The following is a 23,855-nucleotide window of genomic DNA, read 5'->3' as shown; positions in this document are numbered from 1 at the left end:
TTCTTGAAAATTTACCAGACCCTTACCTGAAATTAATGAAAGCTTTCCTACGAACTTGTGCGGTTTTACTGCTGGCATTGACGGTTTTTGAAGCCTGGGCCGAGGTCCGTTTGCCCCAGATTTTCGGTTCCCATATGGTGCTGCAACGCCGGAAACCTATTCCGGTCTGGGGCTGGGCGGCTGCCGGTGAAAAGGTGACGGTGCAGTTCATCGGGGCCGGACCGCAGCGGCAGACCAAAACCGCCAAAGCCGACAAGGACGGCAAATGGCTGATCCGACTTGACCCGACCGAAGCCGGGGGCCCTTATCAACTGGTGGTTGCTGGCAAAAAAAACACCCTGACGCTGGACGACGTGCTGGTGGGCGAGGTCTGGATTTGCTCGGGACAATCGAACATGGAAATGCTGGTCAACCGGTCGGCCAAAGCGGAGGAAGAGAAAAAAGCCGCCAATTTTCCGCAAATCCGCCATTTTAAGGTTCCGCACGACAAAAGCCTGACGCCCAAAGACGATGTGACCGGCGGGGAATGGCAGGCGACAACGCCTGAAACCGTGGGCAATTTTTCGGCAGTCGCCTATTTCTTCGCCCGCGAAATCTACAACCGTATGCAGGTGCCGATTGGTCTCCTGAACACGTCCTGGGGTGGCACGCAGGTCGAATCCTGGATCAGCCGGGAGGCCATGAACAGCTTCGATGAATTTAAGGAACCGCTCGCCAGCATGCCGGTTTCGCTCGAAGAACTGAGCAAATCGCGGAAGAAAAAACTGGACGAAGTAATTATTCAGCAACAGGGCGGTTTTCCCGACGCCGAAACCGTTCAAAGCTGGTCGGGCGCTTCGCTCGACGATTCGAACTGGCAGACGATGGCCGTACCAGGCTATTTTGACCTCAAAATCCTTTCGGGTCTGGACGGTGTCGTGTGGGTCCGGAAAGAATTTACACTTCCCGCCGAATGGGCCGGTCAAAGCATGGTGCTGAATCTGTGTAGCATCGACGACTTCGACCGGACCTACGTCAACGGCGTCAAAGTGGGCGAATCGACCAAAAAAGTGCCGGAAGGCCGCACGTACATCATTCCGCCGAATGTCCTGAAAGCCGGTAAAAATGTCATTGCGGTCCGTATCGAAGACCTCGGCAGCATTGGCGGTTTTAGCGGAAAAGCCGAGCAATTGAAAATAACCCGGGATTCGTACGAACAACCGCTGGCCGGTGACTGGAAATACCGCGTGGAGACGTCCGTGGACAACAACCAGTTTACGGGTGCCAACGTCGCCGGAACCATTCTGTACAATGCAATGGTGGCTCCGCTGATTCCCTTCGCCATGCAGGGCGTCATCTGGTACCAGGGCGAATCCAACGCCGGGCGGGCGTACCAGTACCGGAAGTCCTTTCCGCTCCTAATCAACGACTGGCGGAAACGCTGGGGTGAAGACTTCCCGTTTCTGTTCGTCCAATTGGCGAGTTATGGTGCCAATGGCGGCACCAGCGAAAAAGGCAGCACCTGGGCCGAGTTGCGGGAAGCGCAGGCGATGACGCTGACGACCGTACCAAACACCGGCATGGCGGTTACGTCCGACATCGGCGAAACGAACGATATTCACCCCAAAAACAAGCAGGATGTTGGCAAACGACTGGCATACAGCGCCTTGAAAACCGTCTACCAGCAATCGGTTTTACCCGGCGGTCCGGTTTATCAATCGCAGCAGATCAGCGGAAACAAGGTAACACTGACGTTTGGGCAAACCGGCAGCGGCCTGACCGCTTCGGACAAATACGCCTACCTCAAAGGCTTCGAAGTGGCCGGTTCTGATCAGAAATTCCACTGGGCAAAGGCGGAGATTCAGGGCGATAAAGTGGTGGTCTGGTGCGATCAGGTGAGCCAACCGGTAGCCGTGCGCTATGGCTGGTCCGACGACAACATCGAAGCGAATCTGTACAACAAAGAAGGTTTTCCGGCGGCTCCGTTCCGCACGGATACCTGGAAAGGCATCACGGCCGAAACACGATTCAAGTAGCTGACTGACAATAGGATGAGAATTTTATTTTTAATGATTGGGTTGCTGATGGGCGGTTTTTCCGAGGGCTATTCGCAGGAAAAGGTGAAGAGTTTGCCCTTAACGCCCCTGCCGCTCACCGACCTTTCGGCCTTCCGACCGACAACCGCCAACTGGAAGATCGTCGGCAATGCGTTTGCCGATCGGCAGGTCGAGCAGGCGCTGGAGGGTTTTCCCGGAACGGGCATTCTGGCCAACCTCTCGGACCCGCAAAACCGGGGGCATCTGTTTACCCGGTTCGAACACGGCGATATCGAGCTGGAAGCCGACATTATGATGGCCAAAAACTCCAACTCCGGGATCTATTTCCAGGGACGCTACGAATTGCAATTGCAGGATAGCTGGGGGAAACGCGACAAACCGAAATACGGCGATCTGGGTGGCATTTATCAACGCACCGATACCGTGACCAATCTGGGTTACGAAGGGTCGGCACCCCGGATCAACGCCAGCAAAGCCCCCGGTTTGTGGCAGCACATTCGGGTCTGGTTCAAAGCGCCAAAATTCGATTCTCAGGGCCGGAAGATCGCCAACGCCCGGTTTGTCGAGGTGTACGTCAACGGCGTGCTGGTTCAAAAGGATTTTGAGGTGAGCGGTCCCACGCGGTCGGGCGCGTTCAAGGACGAAAAACCGCTCGGCCCGCTGATGATTCAGGGCAATCACGGGCGCGTAGCCCTGAAAGCGATTGCTTACAAACTCGACGAGGGAAAACCGCTGGCCGTGTCGAATCTGGTTGTTAAAGAATACAAATCGCCCGGCGAAGTCTTTCGGAATCAGTCGCTTGTGGCGGTGGGCGAACGGAAAATCGATTCAATTTCCTACCATTCCGCCAGCCAGAAAGACATCTTTTTGCTGGCGTATCAGGGCCAGTTCACTTTCCCAAAAACCGGTACCTATTTGTTCAAACTGCAAACCGGCGGAGGGGGGTTGTTGATCATCGACAAGGATACGGTGATTCTCCACGACGGCGTGCACGGTTTTGAGCAGGAAGCCATCCAGACATACGCGGCCAAAGCCGGGTCGGTTCCTTTCACGCTCGTTTACAACAAATTCATCGGCTGGCGGCAGGGACTGGCGCTGTACGTCGAAGGGCCGGGCATGACGATTCAGCCGTTGCACGCAACTGGTTCGGTTTTTCACGAACCACCCGTCGAACCCATTCTGATCGACACCGATCCAAAGCAGGCGATTCTTCAGCGGACGTTTATGGATGATGGCGAAACCAAACGCACCCACTGTCTGTCAATTGGCACGCCCGAAGGCATTCATTTCACAGTCGATTTGCAGGAAGGACGCCTGTTTCAGGTCTGGAGTGGCGGTTTTCTCGACGCGACGCCGATGTGGAATCGGCGGGGAAATCAGCAGGTCGGCATTCCGCTGGGAATGGTTCAGAAATTTGCATCCGGCCCGGATCTGCGGAGCGTTGGCGGTAAAGCGGTTGTCCCGGACTGGGACCAAAAGAACGCCTTCCGGTTTTCTGAATATATGCTGGACAAAAGCGGTTTGCCCACATTTCAGTATACCTGCCTTGGCGTAACCATTTCAGACAAACTAAGTCCTTCAGCGAAAGAGCGAAGTCTGAATCGAAAAGTAATCTTAACCAGCAAAAATGGCTTTGATTATCGGCTCGCTTCCGGAAAATCCATCGAATTGCTACCCGACGGTTCTTACGCCATCGACGATAAAGCTTATTACCTGGTATTGAACTCGGCGAACCTGAAACCGACCATCCACAAAACCGGTAACACGCAGGAGTTGCTGTTCTCGGCCCCCAAACCGGGTCAATATGCAATCGATTATACGCTGATCTGGTAAAAAAGACTTAAAGCCAATGATAGTCAACCCATTAAACTATTTCGGTTCCCGCTGGCTGTTTGGCCTACTGCTTGGTTTGGTAATCCAACCAGGCCGGGCTGAGCGGTTTTTTCTACCCGACACCACCGAAGAATCCCGGTATTACCAGATTGAAACGATTCCGATTCCGCCCGGCATTGCGCTGGAAGTGGGCGGTTTAGCCTTCAATCGGAAGAACCAGCTCGGCATCAGCACGCGCCACGGCGAAGTCTGGATTCTGGAAAATCCGTATTTGAAAAAAAACGAGAAACCTATCTTTAGGAAGTTTGCTTCCGGTCTTCACGAAGCCCTCGGACTGGCGTTTATCGGGAATCATTTTTACCTGGCGCAACGCGGGGAATTGACCCGGCTGGAAGACCGCGACAACGACGGAAAAGCCGACGCTTTCAAGGCGATTTATTCCTGGCCATTGTCCGGTAATTACCACGAATATTCGTACGGCCCGGTGGTGACAAAAGACGGACACATGCTGGTGACACTGAATCTTTCGTGGATCAGTCGGGGAGCGAGTCTGGCGAAATGGCGCGGCTGGCTCCTGAAAATCTCGCCAACCGGTGAAATGACTCCTTTGGCAACCGGGCTTCGTTCCCCGGCCGGTTTGGGCATTAATCCCGCCGGGGATGTTTTCTACACCGAAAATCAGGGCGATTGGGTCGGTTCCGGACGAATGACACACCTGAAACCGGGTGATTTTGCGGGCAATCCCGCCGGTTTAAAATGGACGAACGACCCGCGCTCTCCGCTTACGCTGAAGGTGGACGATGTGCCCAGCTCGCCCGATTTACCGATGCACGAAGTTGCGGCTACCATTCCGGCACTCAAGCTCCCGGCTATCTGGTTTCCGCACGGACTGCTGGGCGTTTCGACCTCCGACATCCTGATCGATACGACGCGGGGTGGTTTTGGCCCCTTCACCGGTCAGTATTTTATTGGCGATCAGGGGCATAGCAAGGTAAACCGGGTGTTTCTGGAAAAGGTAAACGGGGAATACCAGGGCGCTACGTTTCCGTTTCGGGAAGGTTTTTCGTCGGGCGTTTTCCGGATGAAGTGGGGAACCAACCACGCGATGTTCGTCGGGATGACCAGCCGGGGCTGGAACTCCAAAGGTCCCGAGTTGTACGGGTTGCAACGGCTCCGCTGGACCGGCAAAATGCCATTCGAAATCAAGACCATCAAGGCACAGTCCGACGGCTTTTTGCTGGAATTTACGCAACCCGTCAACCCTGCAACGGCCTCACAAACAAGCTCGTACGAGATCACCGGTTTTACGTATCACTACTGGAGCACATACGGCAGCAAAATCATCAATCAGCAGCGTTGCATGGTGCACCAGGCCGTTGTCGCCAAAGACCGGATGTCGGTCAAACTGGTGGTGCATGGTCTCAGGAAAGGCTACATCCACGAGGTGAAAGCCGCCGGTTTACAAGCGGCCGATGGCCGGGCGTTGCTGCACAATCTGGGGTATTACACCCTGAATAACATTCCGGCCGGAAAAACCGCAACCGTAATGGCGTCCGCTCAAAAAACCAGCGTGCCCTACGACATTGAAAAAGATCCGAAACGAATCACGAAACAACCCGAATCGTGGGTATATGGTCCCGAAATTTCCCTGACCGTCGGCACGAAACCGGGGCTTCAGTTCGATGTAGCGGAATTGAAAGTAAAAGCCGGAAGTAAAGTCGAATTGATGTTCAATAACAACGACGATATGCTGCATAATCTGGTCATTACCAAACCGGGAGATGCGGTTGAAAAAGTAGGGCAATTATCGTTGGCGTTGGGTTTAAAAGGTCCCGATTTTCACTATATACCGCCATCGGATCTGGTGCTTTTTCATACCGCCATTCTGCAACCCGAAAGCTCCGAAAAGATTTATTTTACCGCACCGGAAAAACCGGGTGTCTACCCTTTCGTGTGCACATTTCCGGGCCATTACAGCGTCATGCGGGGGAAATTAATCGTTCAGTAAACCGATAGAAAAGCATGAAAAATGTATCACGAAGAGCCTTCCTCAAAACGCTCGGTGCAGCGGGTGGACTGACGCTCAGCGCTACTAAATTATTGGCCGAAACCGCATCCGATTTACCGCGCGTCCTGATTCTCGGAGATTCTATATCAGTGGGTTATACGCCGGTTGTCAAACAGATGCTGGAAGGAAAGGCGGTTGTTTCCCGACCGGCCGAGAACTGTCAGGGGACCAAGCTGGGCATTCAGCGCATCGATCAATGGATCGGTACCGAGCCCTGGGCGGTTATTCATTTCAATTTTGGATTGCATGATTTAAAACACGTCGATCCGGTCACGGGGATCAACAGCAACAAACCCGACGATCCACACCAATCCGATTTAAAACAATACGAAGCCAATTTAAAAATCATCGTGGAACGCTTAAAAGCGACCGGTTCCAAACTCATTTTTGCCACTTCCACACCGTATCCGGATTTGCCCGAAGGTCCGTACCGAAAAGCCGAAGATGTGCTGAAATACAACGAGGTAGCGCGAAAAATTATGAAGAAAAATAAAATTCAGATCAACGATTTATACAGCGCGGTTTTGCCTGATTTAGCCACGCTGCAATTGCCGTCAAATGTGCATTTTAAACCCGAGGGAAGCCGGTTTTTAGCTCAAAAAGTAACGGCTGTTATCAGCGCCGTGTTGCCTTCCTGAAACCGTATTAAACCCCTTCCCTACAACCTGTTAACCCGAACCCAATGACCGATCGTCGCGATTTTATAAAGACGTTATCACTCGCCGGAACCTCCCTCCTGCTGCCTTCGCAGTTGGCAGCGGCTTCGTCACTTGCCAAAAAAACCGTTCCGACTTACCTCTCGAACTACAAGGACCTGTACGCCAAAGACCCCAAAGCCGCTTCGCTGGCCTGGTTCAACGAGGCTAAATACGGGTTGTTTATGCACTACGGTCTGTACAGCATCTGGGGACGCGGGGCTTGGGTGCAGTTGTTTGAAAAAACGCCGGTTGCGGAGTACCGCAAGCTCATGAACGAGTTCACGGCCCGGAAGTTCGACGCTGATTTTATTACCGACCTGGCCCTGGAATCCGGGATGAAATACGTGAATATCACGACCAAACACCACGACGGTTTTTGCCTGTTCAAATCGGCGCAAACGGATTACACCAGCGTCCACGCAGCAGCGAAACGCGATCTGGTGGGCGAACTGAGCGCAGCCTGTCAGAAAAAAGGCTTGGGCCTGTTTTTGTATTATTCCGTAGCTGCCGACTGGCACCACCCCTATTTTCCGGCGAAAACGGCGGGCTGGCAATACTTCCGGCCGGACTATGCCCAACCGCAACCGGAATACCGCTACAAAACGGAGAAAGACACCGAACGCTACACCGCTTACGTCAAGGCGCAGTTGCGGGAGTTGGTGACGCAGTATAATCCGGCGGGAATCTGGTTCGATCCGGTGCGCGGTTTGTACGCCCGACCCGACCTGTTTCCAATGGAAGACTTCTACCGCGAAATCCGTTCATTGAGTCCGCACGCGCTGGTTTCTTTCAAACAGGGGGCGACGGGAACGGAAGATTTCGCGGCTCCCGAACGGAAAGCCACTTCGCTGGCCGACCAGATTCAGAGCGACTTTGGTGCGGAATCAGCAGCCCTGGCGAAGCGGGTTTGGGAAGCGCACGACAAAAAGCACAACGAAACGTGCAGCACCCTGCAACGGGGGGCCTGGTCGTATGAACCGGAAGACAACGACAAACGGCGGCACCTTGGCGTACAGGAAGTTATGGAGTTGCTGGCGGATGCCAAAAGCCGGAATATGAACCTCTTGCTGAACACCGGTCCGCTGCCCGAAGGCGACATTCACAAGGGCGATGTCGAGACGCTTCGCAAGGTGGGCAAACTGATTGGGTGATCGTTCGCAACTAAAAAACAGACCGAAATGAAACGTTTTTGGTGGTTCCCTGCGGTTTTGATCGCACTGCTGGCGTCAGGCAATGGCCGCGCCCAGACAAAACCGGTTTACCCGCAGACGAAAACGGTGGATCAGACCGACAACTACCACGGCGTCACGGTGGCCGACCCGTACCGCTGGCTGGAAGACGACCGTTCGCCCGAAACCGCAGCCTGGATAAAGGCCCAGAATGAACTGACGTACCAGCAGTTGAACCAGATTCCGTTCAAAGACAAAATCTATTCGGATTTGGAAAAAGTCAACAATTATCCCCGCTATTCGGGGCCGCGCCAGAAAGGTGACTACCTGTACTTTTACAAGAACGACGGTTTGCAGAACCAGTCGGTTTTATACCGGCAGAAAGGCCAGTCCGGAAAGCTTGAGGTGGTGATTGACCCGAACACGCTTTCCGAAGATGGTACGGTGAAACTGACGGTTTTCAGTCTTTCGAAAACGGGCGCGTTTGCGGTTTTAGGCTTTTCGAAGGGCGGTTCCGACTGGCAGGAATACCGGGTGATGGACCTGAAAACGCGGCAGTTGTTGTCTGATAAAATCGAATGGGTGAAGCTGTCGAACGCGGCCTGGCAAGGTGACGGTTTTTATTACAGCCGCTATCCGCAACCACAGGGGTCGATGATGGCGGCCAAAAACGAAAACCATCAGGTGTTTTATCACAAGGTAGGAACCCCACAAGCCAGCGATCAACTGGTTTTTGAGGACCGGGCCAATCCGCAGCGGTTTCACAATGTGTTCACGACTGAGGACGAAAACTACGCCATTTTGTACATCAAGGATCGCGGCAAGGGGAAAGACGGCAACGGCTGGCGCATCCGGAAAAAAGGCGAAACGGGGTTTACGGCGGTCGGGAATGATCTTTCGGATTTCAAATACAACCTGGTGACGAACGAGAGCGACCGGTTTTTGATCGAAACCAACGAAAATGCGCCCAATGGCAAACTGGTCTGGTATGAACGGGCAACCCAACGCTGGAAACCGTTTCTGGACGAAAAACCGGAACCCTTGCAGGCCGTTGGTACCGCCGGAGGAAAGGTATTTGCCTCGTATTCAAAGGATATTGCGACGCACGTGTACGTGTACAACCTGAAGGGACAATTGGAGAACGAAGTGCAGTTACCGGTTTTGGGAACAGCCACCGGATTCAGTGGCGACAAAACCGATACCCGCGTTTTTTACACCTACACCTCGCTCAATTATCCGCCGACGTTGTTTCAGTACCAGATTTCCACGCGCAAAAGCGCGGTTTTTCGGAAACCGGAAGTGTCGTTCAATCCCGAAGATTACGTGGTGGAACAGGTGTTTTACCCCAGCCGCGACGGTACGAAAATTCCAGCGTCCATCATCTACAAAAAAGGACTGAAGCGCGATGGAACTAACCCGACGCTCATGTATGCCTACGGCGGTTTTGGCGTCAGTTGGACTCCTACGTTTAGCCCGACGCGGATTGCGTTTCTCGATCAGGGGGGCGTTTACGTGCAGCCCAATTTGCGCGGAGGGGGCGAATACGGCCAGAAGTGGCACGAACAGGGCATGAAAGGCAACAAACAGAACGTGTTCGACGATTTTATTGCCGCGGCCGAATACCTGATTGCGAAAAAATACACCTCACCGGAGCGGCTGGCCATTCAGGGCGGTTCCAACGGCGGGCTGTTGCTGGCGGCCGTCATGAATCAGCAACCGGAGCTTTTCCGGGTGGCCTTTCCGTCGATCGGTGTGCTGGACATGCTGCGGTTTCATAAATTTACGGTCGGCTGGAGTTGGATTCCGGAATTTGGTTGCAGCGATAAGGCGGAGGATTTCCGGTACCTTTACGCCTATTCGCCCCTGCACAACATCAAAACGGGGGTGGCTTATCCGGCGGTTCTGGTCACCACCGCCGACCACGACGACCGGGTGGTTCCCGCGCATTCCTTTAAATACGCGGCCACTTTACAGGCCAAAGCCGGTCCGTCGTCGCCCAGCCCGCTCCTGATTCGGGTCGATGTCAATTCGGGCCACGGCGCCAGCAGCACGAAAAAATCGCTGGAAACCTCGGCGTATTTATATGCTTTTCTTTTCCAGAATATGGGTTTGGTCTGGAAATAACACCTGAATCTGGTAACGAACGATGTTTTACAAAAACGAGTATAAAAACCGGTTTCGATCCATCAAAATCCAGCTCTGGATTGGATTGATAGCAGGCTTCGCCCTTCTGACGAGCAGCCGAATTTCAGTTGACCCTAAAAAAGCCGCCCCTCGAAAACCCAATATTCTGTTCATTTTCACGGATGATCAGCGGTACAACACGATTCGGGCGCTGGGCGATCCGGTGGTGATTACGCCCACGCTGGATTCGCTGGTTCGGGCGGGCACCACGTTTACCCACGCGTATAATATGGGCGCGTGGCACGGGGCGGTTTGCGTCGCCAGCCGCGCAATGCTGGTAACGGGCTTACCGGTTTGGAAGGCGCAGCAGGCCGAGAAAAATTTCAGTGCGCTGGTCAACGCCGACGGTTTCTGGAGCCAGCAACTGAAAAAAGCGGGTTACGAAACGTACATGACCGGCAAATGGCACGTCAACACGGATGTCAAGCGGCTTTTCGACCACGTCACGCACGAACGGCCGGGGATGCCGAACCAGAATCCGGCGGGTTACAACCGCCCTCTTTCTCGGCAGGATACGACCTGGCAACCCTGGGACGAAGAATACGGCGGTTTCTGGAAAGGCGGCAAACACTGGAGCGAGGTGCTGGCCGACGATGCGGTTGGGTATCTGAAAAAAGCCAGTCAGAAAGACGCACCCTTTTTCATGTACCTGGCGTTCAACGCCCCGCACGACCCCCGGCAATCGCCCAAAAAGTACGTCGACTTGTACCCGCTGGACAAGATCAAACTACCCGTCAGTTATCTGGATGAGTATCCGTACAAAGATGCGATGGGTTGCGGGAAAGACTTACGGGATGAGCAGTTGGCACCGTTTCCGCGAACGCCCTACGCCGTCAAAAAGAACATTCAGGAATATTACGCCAGCATTTCGCACCTGGATGCCCAGATTGGGAAAATTCTGCGGGCATTGGCCCAAACCGGCAAGCTCGACAATACCTATATTTTCTTCACGGCCGACCACGGTTTGTCCGTCGGGCATCACGGTTTGCTGGGGAAACAGAGCCAGTTTGATCACAGCGTTCGGGCACCGCTGGTGGTGGTTGGCCCGACGATTCCCAAAGGCGAGAAAAGAGAGCAACAGGTTTACTTACAGGATATTATGGCGACGACGTACGATCTGGTGAGTATTCCAAAACCGGCGCATGTCTATTTCAACAGCCTTCTTCCGTTGATCAAAAACAAAAAAGCAGCAGGCGTTTACCCGGAAATCTACGGCAGCTACATGGACCTACAACGGATGGTGCGGACGGACCGCTACAAGCTGATTGTCTACCCCAAAGCCCCGAAAATTCTGCTGTTCGACATCCGGAAAGATCCCCACGAAATGCAGGATCTGGCCAGTCAGGCGGCTTACAAAACCGTGTTGCAGGATCTGAAAAACCGCCTGATTCAGCAGCAGCGCCAACTGGGGGACACGCTCAATATTGCCCCGGTTCTGAACTCCATTTAACCCGATTTTATTTCCTAAAAATGAAAAACGTTCCGTTCCGAAAATTCCTCTTTGCACCCCTTATGTTGACCCTCCCGGTTTTTCTGGTGTTGATGGGCAGCACGAAAACCGATCATTCCGAAAACCGCTCCAACAATCAAAACAAAGGCTGGGAGGTGCTGTTCGACGGTCATGACCTGAATAAATGGCAAAACTCGACCAGTGATTCCACTCCCTACAAAGGCTGGAAAATCGAAAACGGGACGCTGGCGGTCACCAGCGGACGCATCGGTGGCGACATCATCACGCGCGAAAGTTTCCGGAATTTTGAACTGGAACTGGATTTTAAACTGACCGAATCGGCCAACAGCGGAATCAAATACCTGGTGAATCGCATCAAAAACGCCAAAACGAACACGACTTCGCTGATGGGCATTGAGTACCAGATCATCGACGATTTCAATTATCCGGAAGTAAAACCGGAGCCGAACAGCACCATTTCAACCGGCGCGGTTTACCTGCTTTATCCTCCCAAAAACAAGAAATTACTGCCGTCCGGTCAGTGGAATAAGGTTCGGATTGTGGTCAACGGAAAACACATCGAACACTGGCTGAACGGAAAACTCCTCGCCAGCTATGAGCGCATGAGTCCGGATTTTCAGGAAAAAGTGGCCCAATCGAAATTCAAAGACTACCCGGATTACGCCAAAGCCGACAGCGGCCGCATTTTACTCCAGGATCACGGCAACCACGTTTACTTCCGAAACATTCGGATCAAACGGCTGGATTGAGCGAACGCGGTTTTTTCGCATTCGATTCCGGCGAGCCGAGTGGGAGCGAATGGTTTTCCCTGTTACCTTTACCCGGTTTTTAGCCAACAAAGGCTGTTAACGGCAAGAATGGGCATTTTAAAAATTAGTAACGGTACGCTGATTACTCCCTATCGGTACATCCGGAACGGGACGATTGTCATTGAAAACGGCCGCATCCGGGGGGTGCACGAAGGCCCGGTCGAGGTTCCGGAAGCGACGGAACTGGATGCGCACGGGCAGTACGTAGCGCCCGGTTTTATCGATATTCACGTCCACGGCGGAGGAGGGTACGATTTCATGGACGGTACGGAAGAAGCGTTTCTGAAAGTCGCCGAACTGCACGCCCGCTACGGCACCACGGCGATGGTGCCCACAACGCTCACGGCGGAAAAGGAAGATCTGCTGCAAACTCTTGACAATTATGAACTGGCGCACCGGAACAACCACAACGGGGCGGTTTTTCTGGGAATTCACCTCGAAGGCCCCTATTTTGCCCTGAGCCAGCGGGGGGCGCAGGACCCGCGCTACATCCGCAATCCGGACCCGCAGGAATACGAAGAAATTCTGGCGCATTCGTCGTCCATCACCCGCTGGAGTGCCGCGCCGGAGCTGGAAGGCGCCATTCCGTTTGGTCGTCGGCTGCGCGAAAAAGGCATTCTGGCCGCTGTGGCCCACACCGATGCCCTTTACGAGCACGTGCTGGAAGCGTACGAAAACGGCTATTCACTGGCAACGCACCTCTATTCGGCCATGTCGGGTGTGACCCGCCGGAATGCATTTCGGTATGCCGGGGTGATCGAAAGCGCGTTTTTGCTGGATATGGACGTGGAAATCATCACCGACGGCGTTCACCTGCCTCCACCCCTGCTCAAACTGGTCTATAAAATCAAGGGCGCCGACCGAACCGCCCTCATCACGGATGCCATGCGGGCCGCCGGGATGCCCGAAGGCGAAAGCACGCTGGGTTCGCTGAAAAACGGTTTGAAGGTGATCGTAGAAGATGGCGTTGCCAAACTACCCGATCGGACGGCTTTTGCCGGGAGCGTGGCCACCACCAACCGCCTGGTTCGGAATATGGTCGAGTTGGCCGACGTGTCGCTGCTCGATGCCGTCCGGATGGCGAGTACAACGCCTGCCCGGATTATGGGCGTCGAAAACCGCAAGGGCGTTCTGGCTGCGGGGAAGGACGCCGATCTGGTGATTTTTGACGAGCAAATTACCATTCAGACCACGCTGATTGGCGGAAAGGTGGTTTACAATGCCCCGGCCAACTAACCCATTGAACGAGTTACAAAGCAGATGATCCAAGAATTAGAAGTCGATACGTTACAAATCCGTTTGGCCGAAAACCGGCCGCAACTGGGTGCGGATGCCGCCCGGATGGTGAGCGAAACCCTGCGAAACGGACTGGCGCAGCAGGACGAAATCAATGTCATTTTTGCGGCCGCCCCCTCCCAGAATGAGTTTCTGGCGGCTCTGATCCAGGAAACCGGTATCGACTGGTCGCGCGTGAATGCGTTTCACATGGACGAATACATCGGGCTATCGCCCGATGCGCCCCAGCGCTTTGGCAACTTTTTGAAGGAACGGATTTTTGACCGGGTTCCCTTCAAATCGGTTCATTACCTGGACGGTAACGCCCCCGACATAGCAGCCGAATGCCGTCGGTACAGCGATTTGCTCGCGCAGCATCCGGTCGATCTGGTGTGCATGGGCATCGGTGAAAACTGCCACATTGCTTTCAACGACCCACACGTCGCGGATTTCAACGATCCGGCCTGGGTAAAAGTGGTTGATCTGGACGAACCATGCCGCACGCAACAGGTCAACGACGGCTGTTTTGCGACGCTTGAAGCCGTTCCGACCCATGCCCTGACACTGACGGTTCCGGCCCTGATGCGTGGCCGCCACCTGTATTGCATGGTGCCGGGCATCAACAAGGCCCCGGCGGTTTACCACACGCTGAACGAACCCGTCAGTGAACAATATCCGTCGACGATTCTGCGGAAACAGGCCCATGCGGTTTTGTACATCGACCGCGATAGTGCCTCAAAAAGTTATTAATTACGATGGAAACCGGTAACCTGTTTTCGGCCATTCCGGCGGTCATGCCCGATGAGATCGTCGATCAATTGCTTACGGGCAACGGTTTCAATGTGGAGCGAATTGTTTCCAAAGGGCACGCTTCTCCCGACGGATTCTGGTATGACCAGGCTCAGAATGAATGGGTTTTGCTGGTCAAAGGAGCCGCCCGGCTGCGTCTGGAAGGAACCGAAGAACCGCTGGAATTGTCGGCGGGCATGTACGTCAACCTCCCCGCTCACCGGAAACACCGGGTCGAGTGGACAACTGAAGACGAGGAAACCGTCTGGCTGGCCATTTTCTATTGAGTCTGCTGGATCGAATTTCCGGGAACCAGCGGTTTTGACTTATTTCGAATCAAAACCGCTGGCGGTACGCAATCAAAAAAGAGAGGGTAGCTGGCTAAGCATTTATTTTGCCTTCGCATCGTTGTTGTACATCTCCCGAATACACAGCAATTTTCCGTCACGTTTTTCGAAAAATGCCATGTATTTGCCCGTCAGAATTGTTTTCCCGCTGGCATCCTTTCGAATCGTTTTACCGGTTTCCAGAACCTGATTTCCTTCTGAAAAAACATCCATCGTTTCAAAACTGTAGACTAGCTTGCTGGTATCACTGGCAAAATCGGCCGCCTGTTTTTTGCGAATGGCCTCTTTGCCTTTGAGCATGGCAAAATCGTTGGCATAGGACACGGCATCGTCGGCGTATAAGCTCATCAATTTATCGAGGTCTTTGCGGTTCAATGCGGTTGCCCACTCTTTTTCAATGTTTTCAACTTCCGTACGGGCCTGAGCCAGATCAGGCTTGGTAGTAGCGGTTTCGGTGGCTGCTTTTTCCTGACAGCCAACCAACGATGCCGACAGAATCAGGACGAATGCCGCCAATAACGGGAAATGAATGGTTGATTTCATGTTTCAGATTTGATTAGTGGGTAAAACGTAAACTTCCGACGGTTTTCACAACACGGAGGGGCGGTTCCTGCCAGGCCCGACATGCGTTTGCGAACGCGATCTTATTTAACCAGCGAATACGATAGATCAGGGCGGACGGTGGCCAGTTTTGTTTCCATCCGGATTGACACGCCCTTCAGTTCGGCGAGCAGTTTATTCACTTCATCGCCCATCATTTTTTTGTCGTAGGCATCCAGTGTTTTGTAGTCGTCCTCACTTTTGGCTACTTCTTCAATCAACAGAAAATTTTCGCTGTTACCAAAACCGCTTATGTACGCATTGTAGCGCAACTTGCCGCCTTTGCTGACGTTCAGATCCTTCATCTTTTTCGCGACTTCGCCCACTTTGCTCTGATTTTCGGGCTTGTAATAAATGTAATAATACTTGCGATACGGAAAATCCGACGGTTTTTCGTTCTCGCCCCCCGGCATGTACGAAAGTGAATTGGACCATCTGACGATATAGTCGCGGTGGCTGGGATAACACTGGTCAAACGCCTTGAAAATGTCTCTAAACGCATCTTTACCCATTTTTTCAACCAGCGGTGCCATCGGATCATGGTCGAGCGAAGCCATATTTTCAATGGGAACGATGGTGTAATACTTATTGTCCTGATCCTTGATGGTAATCCAGGAATCGGGAATGCTGTATTTTTTGTATTGATCGATCAGCTCTTTGGATACTTTTTCGAAGTCGCTCACCTTGGCGGCATATACCGGATCTTCGTGAATGTAAAAGAGCTTCGGTTTGGCCGGTGCCGGTGCCGTTTGGGCATAAAGTGTGTTGATGCACAGCAGAATAGCCCCGCATACGAAGTTCAATTTCTTTGACATAGTTGTGTAAGTTGATTAGCGGAAAGAGATAGCCGATTTATAATGACCTGGCGTTTGCCGCTACAATTTTCCAGGTTTTCGCCTGAAAAGACTTCGTCTATTGTGTCAAAAACTTCGCGTATTGTTGCATTACTTTGTGCATTGTTGCATGAAGCGCTTTTGGGGCCGGTTCGGCATTCGAAGGCGAATCGCCAGAGAAAATTTCGGAGGAAAGCCGGTAAATCAATCGGGTTAAAGGGCGGAAATTCTTCGCGCGATCGGTGCGGTAGCCCTCAGTCAGCCGATTCAATGTCCCGACCGGAAGAGGGCCAGAAGCGATCATCAAGTCGCCAGAAAGTCCATTCCCGTTTGGCTGACAGTCTACCCGGGAATTTCCTTCTGTTATTTCTTCAACAAGCCCTGCTGGCACAGCCAGTCGCCAAACCGCTCAATCCAGCGATCGGCCGGGATATTCTGTTTACGCATTCCAAAACCATGTCCGCCTTTGGTATACATATGGAGTTCCGCGCTTTTTCGGGCCGTCAGCCAGTCGGAATAGAGCTTTACGCTATGCGGAGCGAGATTTAGCTGATCGTCGCTGGCGGCCACCACAAACAAAGGCGGGGCGTCGGCCGGTACGGTTTTATCTGCAAAAGGCGTCATGTAAGGATATACCGGAGCCAGAAAGTCGGGGCGGTTTTCGGCCGAATACCCATAGCCCACACCCATCGTGACGGTTCCGCCCGCCGAAAAGCCCATGAATCCGATCTGGTTCGTTTTGAGACCGTATGCCTTGGCGTGCGGACGTATTCCACCGCTTTTTTGCCATCAGCAATGGCCAACGGAATCACAACGGCGTTGTCTTCGTCCATTTTTTCCAATTGCTCATGGCGACCGACAGTTCCTTTACCGGGTCGTCGGTTTCGCTTTTTACCAGCCGGTATTTCAAAACGAAACACGCGACGCCTTTGTCGGCCAGCCATTTTGCCACGTCAACGCCTTCACTGTCAATAGACAAAACCCGAAATGCCCCGCCCGGTGCGATAATCACCGCTGTGCCGGTGGCCTGGGCCGGATCGGGTAAATAAGCCGTCAGTGTGGGTTCGGCCACGTTGTAAACCACCCGCGTCTGGAAGGCATTCCGGGTGCTTTCCTTTTCGCTCCAGGTCCAGTTTTCAGAACCGGGCGCTTTGCCATCGTAGAGTCGGATGACTTTTGGGCAAAAACCGGTAGGGCAAAAAGCGCGGCAGACAGCGTCAGCAGGAATCGGATTTTCATGGCATTAACCGGGGTAAGGCACGTAATCGATTTCCAGAAACTCCGCGACCTCATTCAGCCAAAACCGCTGCACAAACTGCACATGGTCAGGATGATTGTTGTAATAAGCGTACGATTCCTGGCTGCTAAACTCCATCGACAGACCAAAATCATACGGATTTTTCGGGCTGATCTGTTTCAGGCATTCGAAGTTTTCAACTCCGGCAATCGCGGTCAGTTTGTGGGCTTCGTTCAGGAAGTTCTGCTCCTCCGCCGAACCGGCGGGGTGTTTCAGTTTGAAAACGACGGTATGACGGATCATAAACCGGTTTAGGATTGATTTTGATTCATTTCCCAATTAAGAAAGAAGCCATTTTAGCGAATTCACAGTCGCGTAGCGACCTAATGTCTGTAGTATAGCCCCATCAGCGCGGAGTCATTGGTCGCGTAGCGATCAAACCGGGTGTATTGTTCGGTCGCTATGCGACCAAAATGGGGAAAATTCGCGGTAATGGTTACAAACATTGGGTCGCTACGCGACCGAACAATCGCTGAAAAGCATACCGAATCAACCCCAACTGGCTTTCTGAATGTTGTCGATGCTGATTTTGATGCTTTCCAGCGGGGGGCGTTTGCAGACGTCCTGCTCCACAAAATAGTGCTTCATACCGGCTTCACTGGCTTTGTCGAAAATGGCGGCAAAATCAATGGAACCCGTACCCACTTCGGCAAACTCTTTTTCCGGCGTTTTGGCCATATCTTTAACGTGCCAGAGCGGGAATCGGCCCGGATATTGGGCAAAATAATCGGTCGGTTTCTGGCCGGTTTTGCTGATCCAGTACAAATCCATTTCCATTTGCACCGTCGTATTTTTCAGGATCAGTTCATACGGCATCTGCCCGTCGACGCGCTCGTTGAACTCAAAATCGTGGTTGTGGTACCCCAGCGTCATCCCGGCTTTTTTCACCGCTTCCTCCCCTTTCCCCAACAGCTCAACCAGTTGTTTGTAATCGTCCGGTTTGCGTTCGTCGGGGAACAGATACGCGATAATCACGTACTCCTGCCCGATGGCGGCCGCGTCGTCGACCACCCGCTGCCAGTTGTTGGTGAGGCCATCCATGCCCGTCACCTGCGTCGAACGCGCCGTCAGGGTGTGGCCACTGGGTGCCTTTAGTCCATTATCGTTCAGCATCTTCAGGTATTCTGCCGGTGTTTTTCCGAAGAATTTCCCCGCATTGTAGCCGAAATTTTCCACTTCTTTATACCCCAGTTTAGCGACCTCGGCCAGGATGGTTTCGATGCCCTGTTTCTGAATTTCCTCCCGAAGCGTATACAATTGCAGACCAACGGCTTTGGTTTTCGCACAGGCGTGTAAGCCAAGCATCGAGAGCGCGCCAATTCCCAATGAGGTTCCAAGAAAGTTTCTGCGATTCATGTTTATCTGGTTTGTTGTAATGGATTGTCGAATAAATGGGTTTACTTTCCTGAAAACGCAACAGCGGTTGTACCAACTGCTGACGGATGGCACATGGGTTAATTCGCAGCCAGAATTACTTTTTCAGGTATTAATGCGTATTTTTAACACAATGATACGGCGTTTTTTTGTTGTCCCGGTCTTACACCCTACAAATAATGTAATTTTTTCGGTATGGAATCCAGAAAAGAAGTCGATTCTCTGACTAAATGGGACGGCAGCGCCTATGTTCCGCATGTTTCGATAGACCTCGTCATTTTCGGTTTCCACGACGGACAGTTGAAAGTGCTGCTCCTGCACTGGCGGACGGGAACGGACTGGCTCCTGCCGAGCGGTTTTATTCACCACGACGAAGACGTGGTCGATGCCGCCCACCGGAGTCTGCGGGAACGAACCGGTTTGCAGGCGGTTTTTCTGCAACAGTTCCACACCTTCGGCGAAGCCGTTCGTTTCAAGCACTTTACGAAACAGGAAACCATGATCCGGCTCGGTTTTCCGGGCGACACCGACGAGCCGCTGTTCCGGCGACACGTGTCGATTGGGTATTACGCGCTGGTCGAATTTTCGGAGGTGGTGCCCACGCCCGATCAGTTTACGGACGAGTGCCGCTGGTGGGACGTAGACGCCGTGCCCCCCCTGCTGTTCGACCACAACGACATGATCAAACTGGCGCTGAAAACGCTGCGCCGACAGCTTAGTTACCAGCCCATCGGCTATAATCTGTTGCCCGAAAAATTCACGATGCCCGAGTTGCAGCGGTTATACGAAACCATTCTGGGCCAGCCCCTCGACCGCCGGAATTTTCAGAAACGGATGTTAAGTTACGATATTCTGGAGCGACTGGAGGAACGAAAAACCGGTGGTGCGCACAAGGCTCCGTATCTGTACCGGTTTGATAAAGCGAAGTATGATAACGTTCTGGAAGAAGGAATGAGCTTTGTGGGGTAAGGCAACGGTTGCAAATTTTAGGTGCGCACCGCCACCCAAATACGGATTGGCACCATTTCCTCTCATGCAACCATTGCCCTACAACTCGCATCCTGACGCCAAGCGGCAACGATACACACCTCCGATATCCGGAACTTCTGGAACGCTTTTGATCGTGTGAAGGCTGAAAAGAACGCTGCCTATAATCCGTAACCGCTCCTCATTAAAGCAATCTGTTTTCACAACTTTGTCCAGCCGTTCAGGAGCTAACGAGCATTCGGGCGCGGAACCAGGGCAACCGCTCTTAAAACATCCGTGGAATACCAACCGATAACCGGCTAATGGGGCGGAAATCCGTAAATTCGATACCGGGGGCAATATAATCCGGTTTGATCGGTATTTCCCGAACCAGGTCAGTGCTCAGGTATTTTTTATTGCTATCGCACAGCACCGTCACAATCCGGGCTTCGGGTCCCATTTCCCGGTGCATTTTGATGGCACCGATTAGATTAGCACCCGACGATATTCCTTCCGCTACGCCCAGTTGCAGGGCCAGTTTCTGGGCCAGTACTAAAGCGTCGCCATCGCTGGCCTGCACAACATGATCTAATTCGTCCAGCCGCAGAATTTCGGGGATGAACTCATCGAAATAGCCCTGAATCCGGTGCGTTCCCGTTTTATACCCAACTGATAAGGTTGGTGATTCGGCAGCTTCGATCGGATGAATGCGGATATCCGGTTTGCGGCATTTGAGATACCGTCCGACGCCCATCACTGTACCACCCGTACCGACTCCGGCCACAAAAGCATCCGGTGTAATATCTTCCCCCTGAAGCTGCAGCCAGATTTCTTTGCCCGTGGTCAGGCGATGCGCTTCGGCGTTGTGTTTATTGGCGAACTGGCGGGGTAAAAAAACGCGCGGATCACAGGCAGCCATCTCCTCCGTGCGTTGAATTGCGCCCATAAAACCGCCTTCTTCTTTCGAAAGCAGCATAACGTCGCCCCCCATACTCCGAATGATCGCGATCCGTTCCTGACTAACACAATCGGGCATAAGAATCGTAACGGGATGCCCCAGCGCCCGCCCAATGGCCGAAAAGGCGATGCCCGAACAACCACTGGTGGCTTCCACAATGCGGTCGCCCGGCTGGATCGTTCCTTCCCGATAGGCCTGATGCAGTATCTGAAGTGCCATCCGGTCTTTCATGCTACCGGTCAGGTTGTAGTGCTCGCATTTGGCATAGAGCGATCGGGGCTGTCCATGATCCGAATAGAATAATTCCAGCATGGGCGTGTTGCCAATCAGATTCCAGAGCTTTTCAAACTTTTCCTGAACAAGGGGTGGCAGGGTCGTTTCTAGTGATAGCATCATTGCGGTTGAGAGTTAGTAAGGACGGAATGAAGTAAAATCGGATTGGTCAACGGGAACACGCGGATTAGCTGAAATCCCAGGAAAAAATAACGGACAGGTATTCAGAATGTAGAATAAACCGGTGGTTACAAACCTACAGGAAGAATGACAGACGGTCGATAACGCCTGTTCCAAATACCATAACGCACGTTCCAAATGCGCTGCGAAAGCGACAAAAACCGCCTAAAAAAATCTGCGGGCGGTAACTTACAGTGAAACGTAAACGGATGAAAAAGACTGCGCGGTTTGCAGTTCCGGCAAAACTTACTTCAGGAGCCTTCCAACCAAAAATCAAATCCGGGAGTCCATGTCAGTAGTACGTTAAACTTCGCTTACCGCATGAAAAAAATCCTGTCCGGAACCTTGTTCTTTTTAACGCTCATGTCGGGTTGTCAGATGAACCCTTCAATTGCGCCTGATCCAGTCACGGTTTGCCCACCACCGGCCGTCGTCCTTAGCCGTGATAGCATCGCGACCGGGAGTTACCTTGGCCTGACAATCAATGAGGAGGCTGAAAACGTGTATGCCGGACTTCAAGCCCTCCGGCAAACGAAAGGTGTTACCTTTTTAAACGTTGTCAGCAATGTTACATCCGACCTGACGCAGTTGCGCGAACGTCTTCCCCTGTACCAGTACATTCTGCTGGATCAGAACCAGGGAACCGATTCCGGGGTTCAGATTACCCTCGAATTCGATCAGGTTAAAAGTATTTACCTGAACAGCGGCAAGCAACTTTCGCAGTGGCCCACGAACTTAAAAGCCGAGTCGTCCATCCGCCTTGGCGACGCTGCTGGCTCGCTGTATGCGAAGTTTGTCAACATCAGAGCGGTGGGTGCCTATGCCAATAAATTTGAGCGCATCTTCCTGATGACCAAAAATCTCGCTGCGGCCTATGATCCGGCCATGCGCCAATCGCCACAATGGTATTTTACATACACACCCAATTCGGGCCTGATGGACGAAGTTCAGGTGCATTTCCAGGACGGCAAGGTCCGCTATATTTCCGTTATCCATTACAAAATGGATTGACAGGCGGTTTTGGAGCAAAAGGTTGCCTTCTTACCGGACAAATTTCAGCACCTCGGACACAAACCGGTCGGTTTCCGTCATAAACGGTTCGTGGTAGGACTGCTCGAACGTAACAAAAGACGGGGCGGTTTTCGTCAGCAAATCGCGGGTTTCCTGACCGATTTCGATGGGAACCACCCCGTCTTTTTTACCCCAGAATAAGGCTACCGGAATCTGGATGTTCTTCAGGAACGCGCTCCGGTCGTAGCCCCGGATGGTGGTTTCACCGTATTCCGTATACGCTTTTGGGTGCGAAAACTGCGCCAGGGCGGTATTCGGGGACGCGAACAAATAGTTGAGGACGAACTTCTTATCGTCGTAAATCGAAACCGGGTTGCCATTCAGATCGAGCATTCGTTTGTACAGTTCGGGCCATTCGTAGGTGCCCAGATTTTCGGCGGTGATCGGATGGGCTTCGACGTATTTCTCGATCTCCGTATTTTTCTGCTGACGCGCTTCCCGCAACACCCACTCCCGCATCTGAACCAGCCAGCGATAGGTCGAAAACGTGCCGTTGACCGCAATTAACCCGCTGACGAGCTTCTGGTTGTCGTTCGTCGTCAGGAATTGCCAGGCCAGTTCCACGCCAAAACTATGCGCTACGAGGTAAATCCGGGTGTTCGGATATTGCTCTTTCAGCAACTTGACGACGTAATACGCATCCTCGCCAAATTGCTCGTAGGTCAGCGTTTTCACATCCACTTTCCCGGACGACGAACCGGCAATCCGCTGGTCCCAATACGCGACCGCAATGTCGTTTTCCAGTCCTTTCAGGTAATGCCGGTAACACATCGCGCAGTCGCCGGGGCCGCCGTGCAGAAACAGAACCAGCTTGTTCGCCGTCCGATTGCCGCGCACCCAGATGGGCATATCCGCGCCTTTGTGACGCAGGTAAAGCGTTCGGTCGGTGGTGGTCGCGTCGTCTTTTTCGCAGGAAAAAAGCGAAACCGCAACTAAAAATAACAGGTAAGGGTAAAGCGTTTTCATTTGTTTTTCAAAGGTTTACGAATACCGCATTCGATTCCGAAGCGCATCAGGGTCGAGGCATTGTAAGGCCGCTGCTGCATGAGGTTCAGCCGGGCGTACCAGGCGAGTGAGCGGTTTTTCCGGATGGATAAATCCTGCCCAAAACCGACCGAAACCGTTGGCAGATATGCCCCGCGTCCGGCCATTCTGACGCGTCGAAAGCCGCCCGTTTCGTCGACTTCGAACGTTTGTCCCGCCAGAAAATACCGGAAATACGAATTGGAAAGACTGACTTCAAATACGCCACCCCGTCGACCGCTGCGCTGGTAGGCCAGTTCGGGCGAAACGATGACACCGACGTGGTTGTCGGGATGGTTGTAAACCGCCAGTCCGGGCGTAAACAGGAATTCTTTCCGGGCCGAATTGCGGGTTATCGTGCGGGAAATCAGCGGGTGTTCGTAGGCGACTTTCAGGCCATAATGCGTGACGGTTTCGCCGAAATAAGCCACCCGCAACTGCTGGGCAGTGGCTTCCGGCGCAGGCAGAATGAGCAAAACCGCCAGCGCCAGTAATCCGGAGATGACATAAAAGCTACGTTTCATGGTATGGAGTTGGTTATCAGACCATAAAGGTCGTTGAAACCGCATCCACCAAAGATGTCCGAAGGTGCGAGAAAAGG

22 protein-coding genes are annotated in these 23,855 nt (G+C 52.9%); 13 read left to right on the top strand and 9 right to left on the bottom strand.

Translation table 11 applies throughout. The features are described 5' to 3' along the window. Positions 1-35 precede the first annotated feature (35 nt). The 11 genes from EHT25_RS12965 (at position 36) to EHT25_RS12915 (ending at position 14,619) form a co-directional block, all read left to right on the top strand. On the top strand, positions 36-2,015 hold the full coding sequence (locus tag EHT25_RS12965) for a sialate O-acetylesterase (protein WP_124875089.1): 1,980 nt from the start codon (positions 36-38) through the stop codon (positions 2,013-2,015). Between the two features lie 15 nt (positions 2,016-2,030). Continuing rightward, on the top strand, positions 2,031-3,869 hold the full coding sequence (locus EHT25_RS12960; RefSeq protein ID WP_124875087.1) for a 3-keto-alpha-glucoside-1,2-lyase-like domain-containing protein: 1,839 nt from the start codon (positions 2,031-2,033) through the stop codon (positions 3,867-3,869). A gap of 16 nt (positions 3,870-3,885) precedes the next feature. Continuing rightward, on the top strand, positions 3,886-5,877 hold the full coding sequence (locus EHT25_RS12955) for a plastocyanin/azurin family copper-binding protein (RefSeq protein ID WP_124875085.1): 1,992 nt from the start codon (positions 3,886-3,888) through the stop codon (positions 5,875-5,877). 14 nt (positions 5,878-5,891) lie between these two features. Then, entirely contained in the window at positions 5,892-6,575 is a 684-nt protein-coding gene (locus EHT25_RS12950; RefSeq protein WP_124875083.1) for an SGNH/GDSL hydrolase family protein, read from the top strand. Between the two features lie 44 nt (positions 6,576-6,619). Further along, positions 6,620-7,786 carry an alpha-L-fucosidase gene (locus EHT25_RS12945; RefSeq protein ID WP_124875081.1) on the top strand — a complete coding sequence of 389 codons (1,167 nt, stop codon included), beginning with the start codon at positions 6,620-6,622 and terminating at the stop codon, positions 7,784-7,786. Positions 7,787-7,813: 27 nt separating this feature from the next. Beyond that, positions 7,814-9,928, top strand: a complete 2,115-nt coding sequence (locus tag EHT25_RS12940; RefSeq protein ID WP_124875079.1) for a prolyl oligopeptidase family serine peptidase — start codon at positions 7,814-7,816, stop codon at positions 9,926-9,928. Between the two features lie 22 nt (positions 9,929-9,950). Beyond that, a complete protein-coding gene (locus EHT25_RS12935) occupies positions 9,951-11,438 on the top strand; it encodes a sulfatase family protein (protein ID WP_221622272.1) in 1,488 nt (495 codons plus the stop codon). Positions 11,439-11,458: 20 nt separating this feature from the next. Continuing rightward, positions 11,459-12,208, top strand: a complete 750-nt coding sequence (locus EHT25_RS12930) for a 3-keto-disaccharide hydrolase (RefSeq protein WP_229311519.1) — start codon at positions 11,459-11,461, stop codon at positions 12,206-12,208. Positions 12,209-12,316: 108 nt separating this feature from the next. Beyond that, a complete protein-coding gene (gene nagA, locus EHT25_RS12925) occupies positions 12,317-13,504 on the top strand; it encodes an N-acetylglucosamine-6-phosphate deacetylase (protein WP_124875075.1) in 1,188 nt (395 codons plus the stop codon). Positions 13,505-13,528: 24 nt separating this feature from the next. Then, a complete protein-coding gene (locus EHT25_RS12920; protein WP_124875073.1) occupies positions 13,529-14,293 on the top strand; it encodes a glucosamine-6-phosphate deaminase in 765 nt (254 codons plus the stop codon). 5 nt (positions 14,294-14,298) lie between these two features. Further along, positions 14,299-14,619, top strand: a complete 321-nt coding sequence (locus EHT25_RS12915) for a cupin domain-containing protein (RefSeq protein WP_124875071.1) — start codon at positions 14,299-14,301, stop codon at positions 14,617-14,619. 102 nt (positions 14,620-14,721) lie between these two features. Here EHT25_RS12915 and EHT25_RS12910 read toward each other — a convergent pair whose 3' ends face one another. From EHT25_RS12910 to EHT25_RS12890, 6 genes are all read right to left on the bottom strand, one after another. Then, entirely contained in the window at positions 14,722-15,222 is a 501-nt protein-coding gene (locus EHT25_RS12910; RefSeq protein WP_124875069.1) for a YybH family protein, read from the bottom strand. Positions 15,223-15,323: 101 nt separating this feature from the next. Continuing rightward, entirely contained in the window at positions 15,324-16,094 is a 771-nt protein-coding gene (locus EHT25_RS12905) for a hypothetical protein (protein WP_124875067.1), read from the bottom strand. A 381-nt stretch (positions 16,095-16,475) separates the two neighbouring features. Further along, complete coding sequence (locus EHT25_RS33165) at positions 16,476-16,832, bottom strand: alpha/beta hydrolase (protein ID WP_229311518.1); 357 nt, start codon at positions 16,830-16,832, stop codon at positions 16,476-16,478. Between the two features lie 88 nt (positions 16,833-16,920). Continuing rightward, complete coding sequence (locus EHT25_RS33160; RefSeq protein ID WP_229311517.1) at positions 16,921-17,196, bottom strand: alpha/beta hydrolase; 276 nt, start codon at positions 17,194-17,196, stop codon at positions 16,921-16,923. Positions 17,197-17,355: 159 nt separating this feature from the next. Then, complete coding sequence (locus EHT25_RS12895; RefSeq protein WP_124875065.1) at positions 17,356-17,652, bottom strand: Dabb family protein; 297 nt, start codon at positions 17,650-17,652, stop codon at positions 17,356-17,358. Positions 17,653-17,898: 246 nt separating this feature from the next. Then, positions 17,899-18,765: a sugar phosphate isomerase/epimerase family protein gene (locus EHT25_RS12890; RefSeq protein WP_124875063.1), complete on the bottom strand. Its 867-nt coding sequence runs from the start codon at positions 18,763-18,765 to the stop codon at positions 17,899-17,901. Positions 18,766-18,978: 213 nt separating this feature from the next. Here EHT25_RS12890 and EHT25_RS12885 point away from each other — a divergent pair, with 213 nt between their 5' ends. Next, positions 18,979-19,752: an NUDIX hydrolase gene (locus EHT25_RS12885; RefSeq protein ID WP_124875061.1), complete on the top strand. Its 774-nt coding sequence runs from the start codon at positions 18,979-18,981 to the stop codon at positions 19,750-19,752. A 283-nt stretch (positions 19,753-20,035) separates the two neighbouring features. On the opposite strand, the gene EHT25_RS12880 is transcribed toward EHT25_RS12885, so the two are convergent. Then, complete coding sequence (locus EHT25_RS12880; RefSeq protein ID WP_124875059.1) at positions 20,036-21,103, bottom strand: PLP-dependent cysteine synthase family protein; 1,068 nt, start codon at positions 21,101-21,103, stop codon at positions 20,036-20,038. A gap of 378 nt (positions 21,104-21,481) precedes the next feature. Here EHT25_RS12880 and EHT25_RS12875 point away from each other — a divergent pair, with 378 nt between their 5' ends. Beyond that, positions 21,482-22,171: a hypothetical protein gene (locus EHT25_RS12875; RefSeq protein ID WP_124875057.1), complete on the top strand. Its 690-nt coding sequence runs from the start codon at positions 21,482-21,484 to the stop codon at positions 22,169-22,171. 30 nt (positions 22,172-22,201) lie between these two features. Here EHT25_RS12875 and EHT25_RS12870 read toward each other — a convergent pair whose 3' ends face one another. Together EHT25_RS12870 and EHT25_RS12865 are read right to left on the bottom strand one after the other, a co-directional pair. Continuing rightward, a complete protein-coding gene (locus EHT25_RS12870) occupies positions 22,202-23,197 on the bottom strand; it encodes an alpha/beta fold hydrolase (RefSeq protein WP_124875055.1) in 996 nt (331 codons plus the stop codon). Further along, the gene (locus EHT25_RS12865; protein ID WP_229311516.1) at positions 23,194-23,778 is read right to left on the bottom strand and encodes a hypothetical protein; all 585 of its coding nucleotides are present in this window, start codon (positions 23,776-23,778) and stop codon (positions 23,194-23,196) included. The genes EHT25_RS12870 and EHT25_RS12865 overlap by 4 nt, the downstream gene beginning before the upstream one ends. Between the last annotated feature and the right edge of the window lie 77 nt (positions 23,779-23,855).

Source organism: Larkinella rosea (assembly GCF_003858635.1).
Lineage (GTDB): Bacteria > Bacteroidota > Bacteroidia > Cytophagales > Spirosomataceae > Larkinella > Larkinella rosea.
Note: the sequence above shows the minus strand (reverse complement) of the source record. Positions and strands in the feature narration are given on the sequence as shown.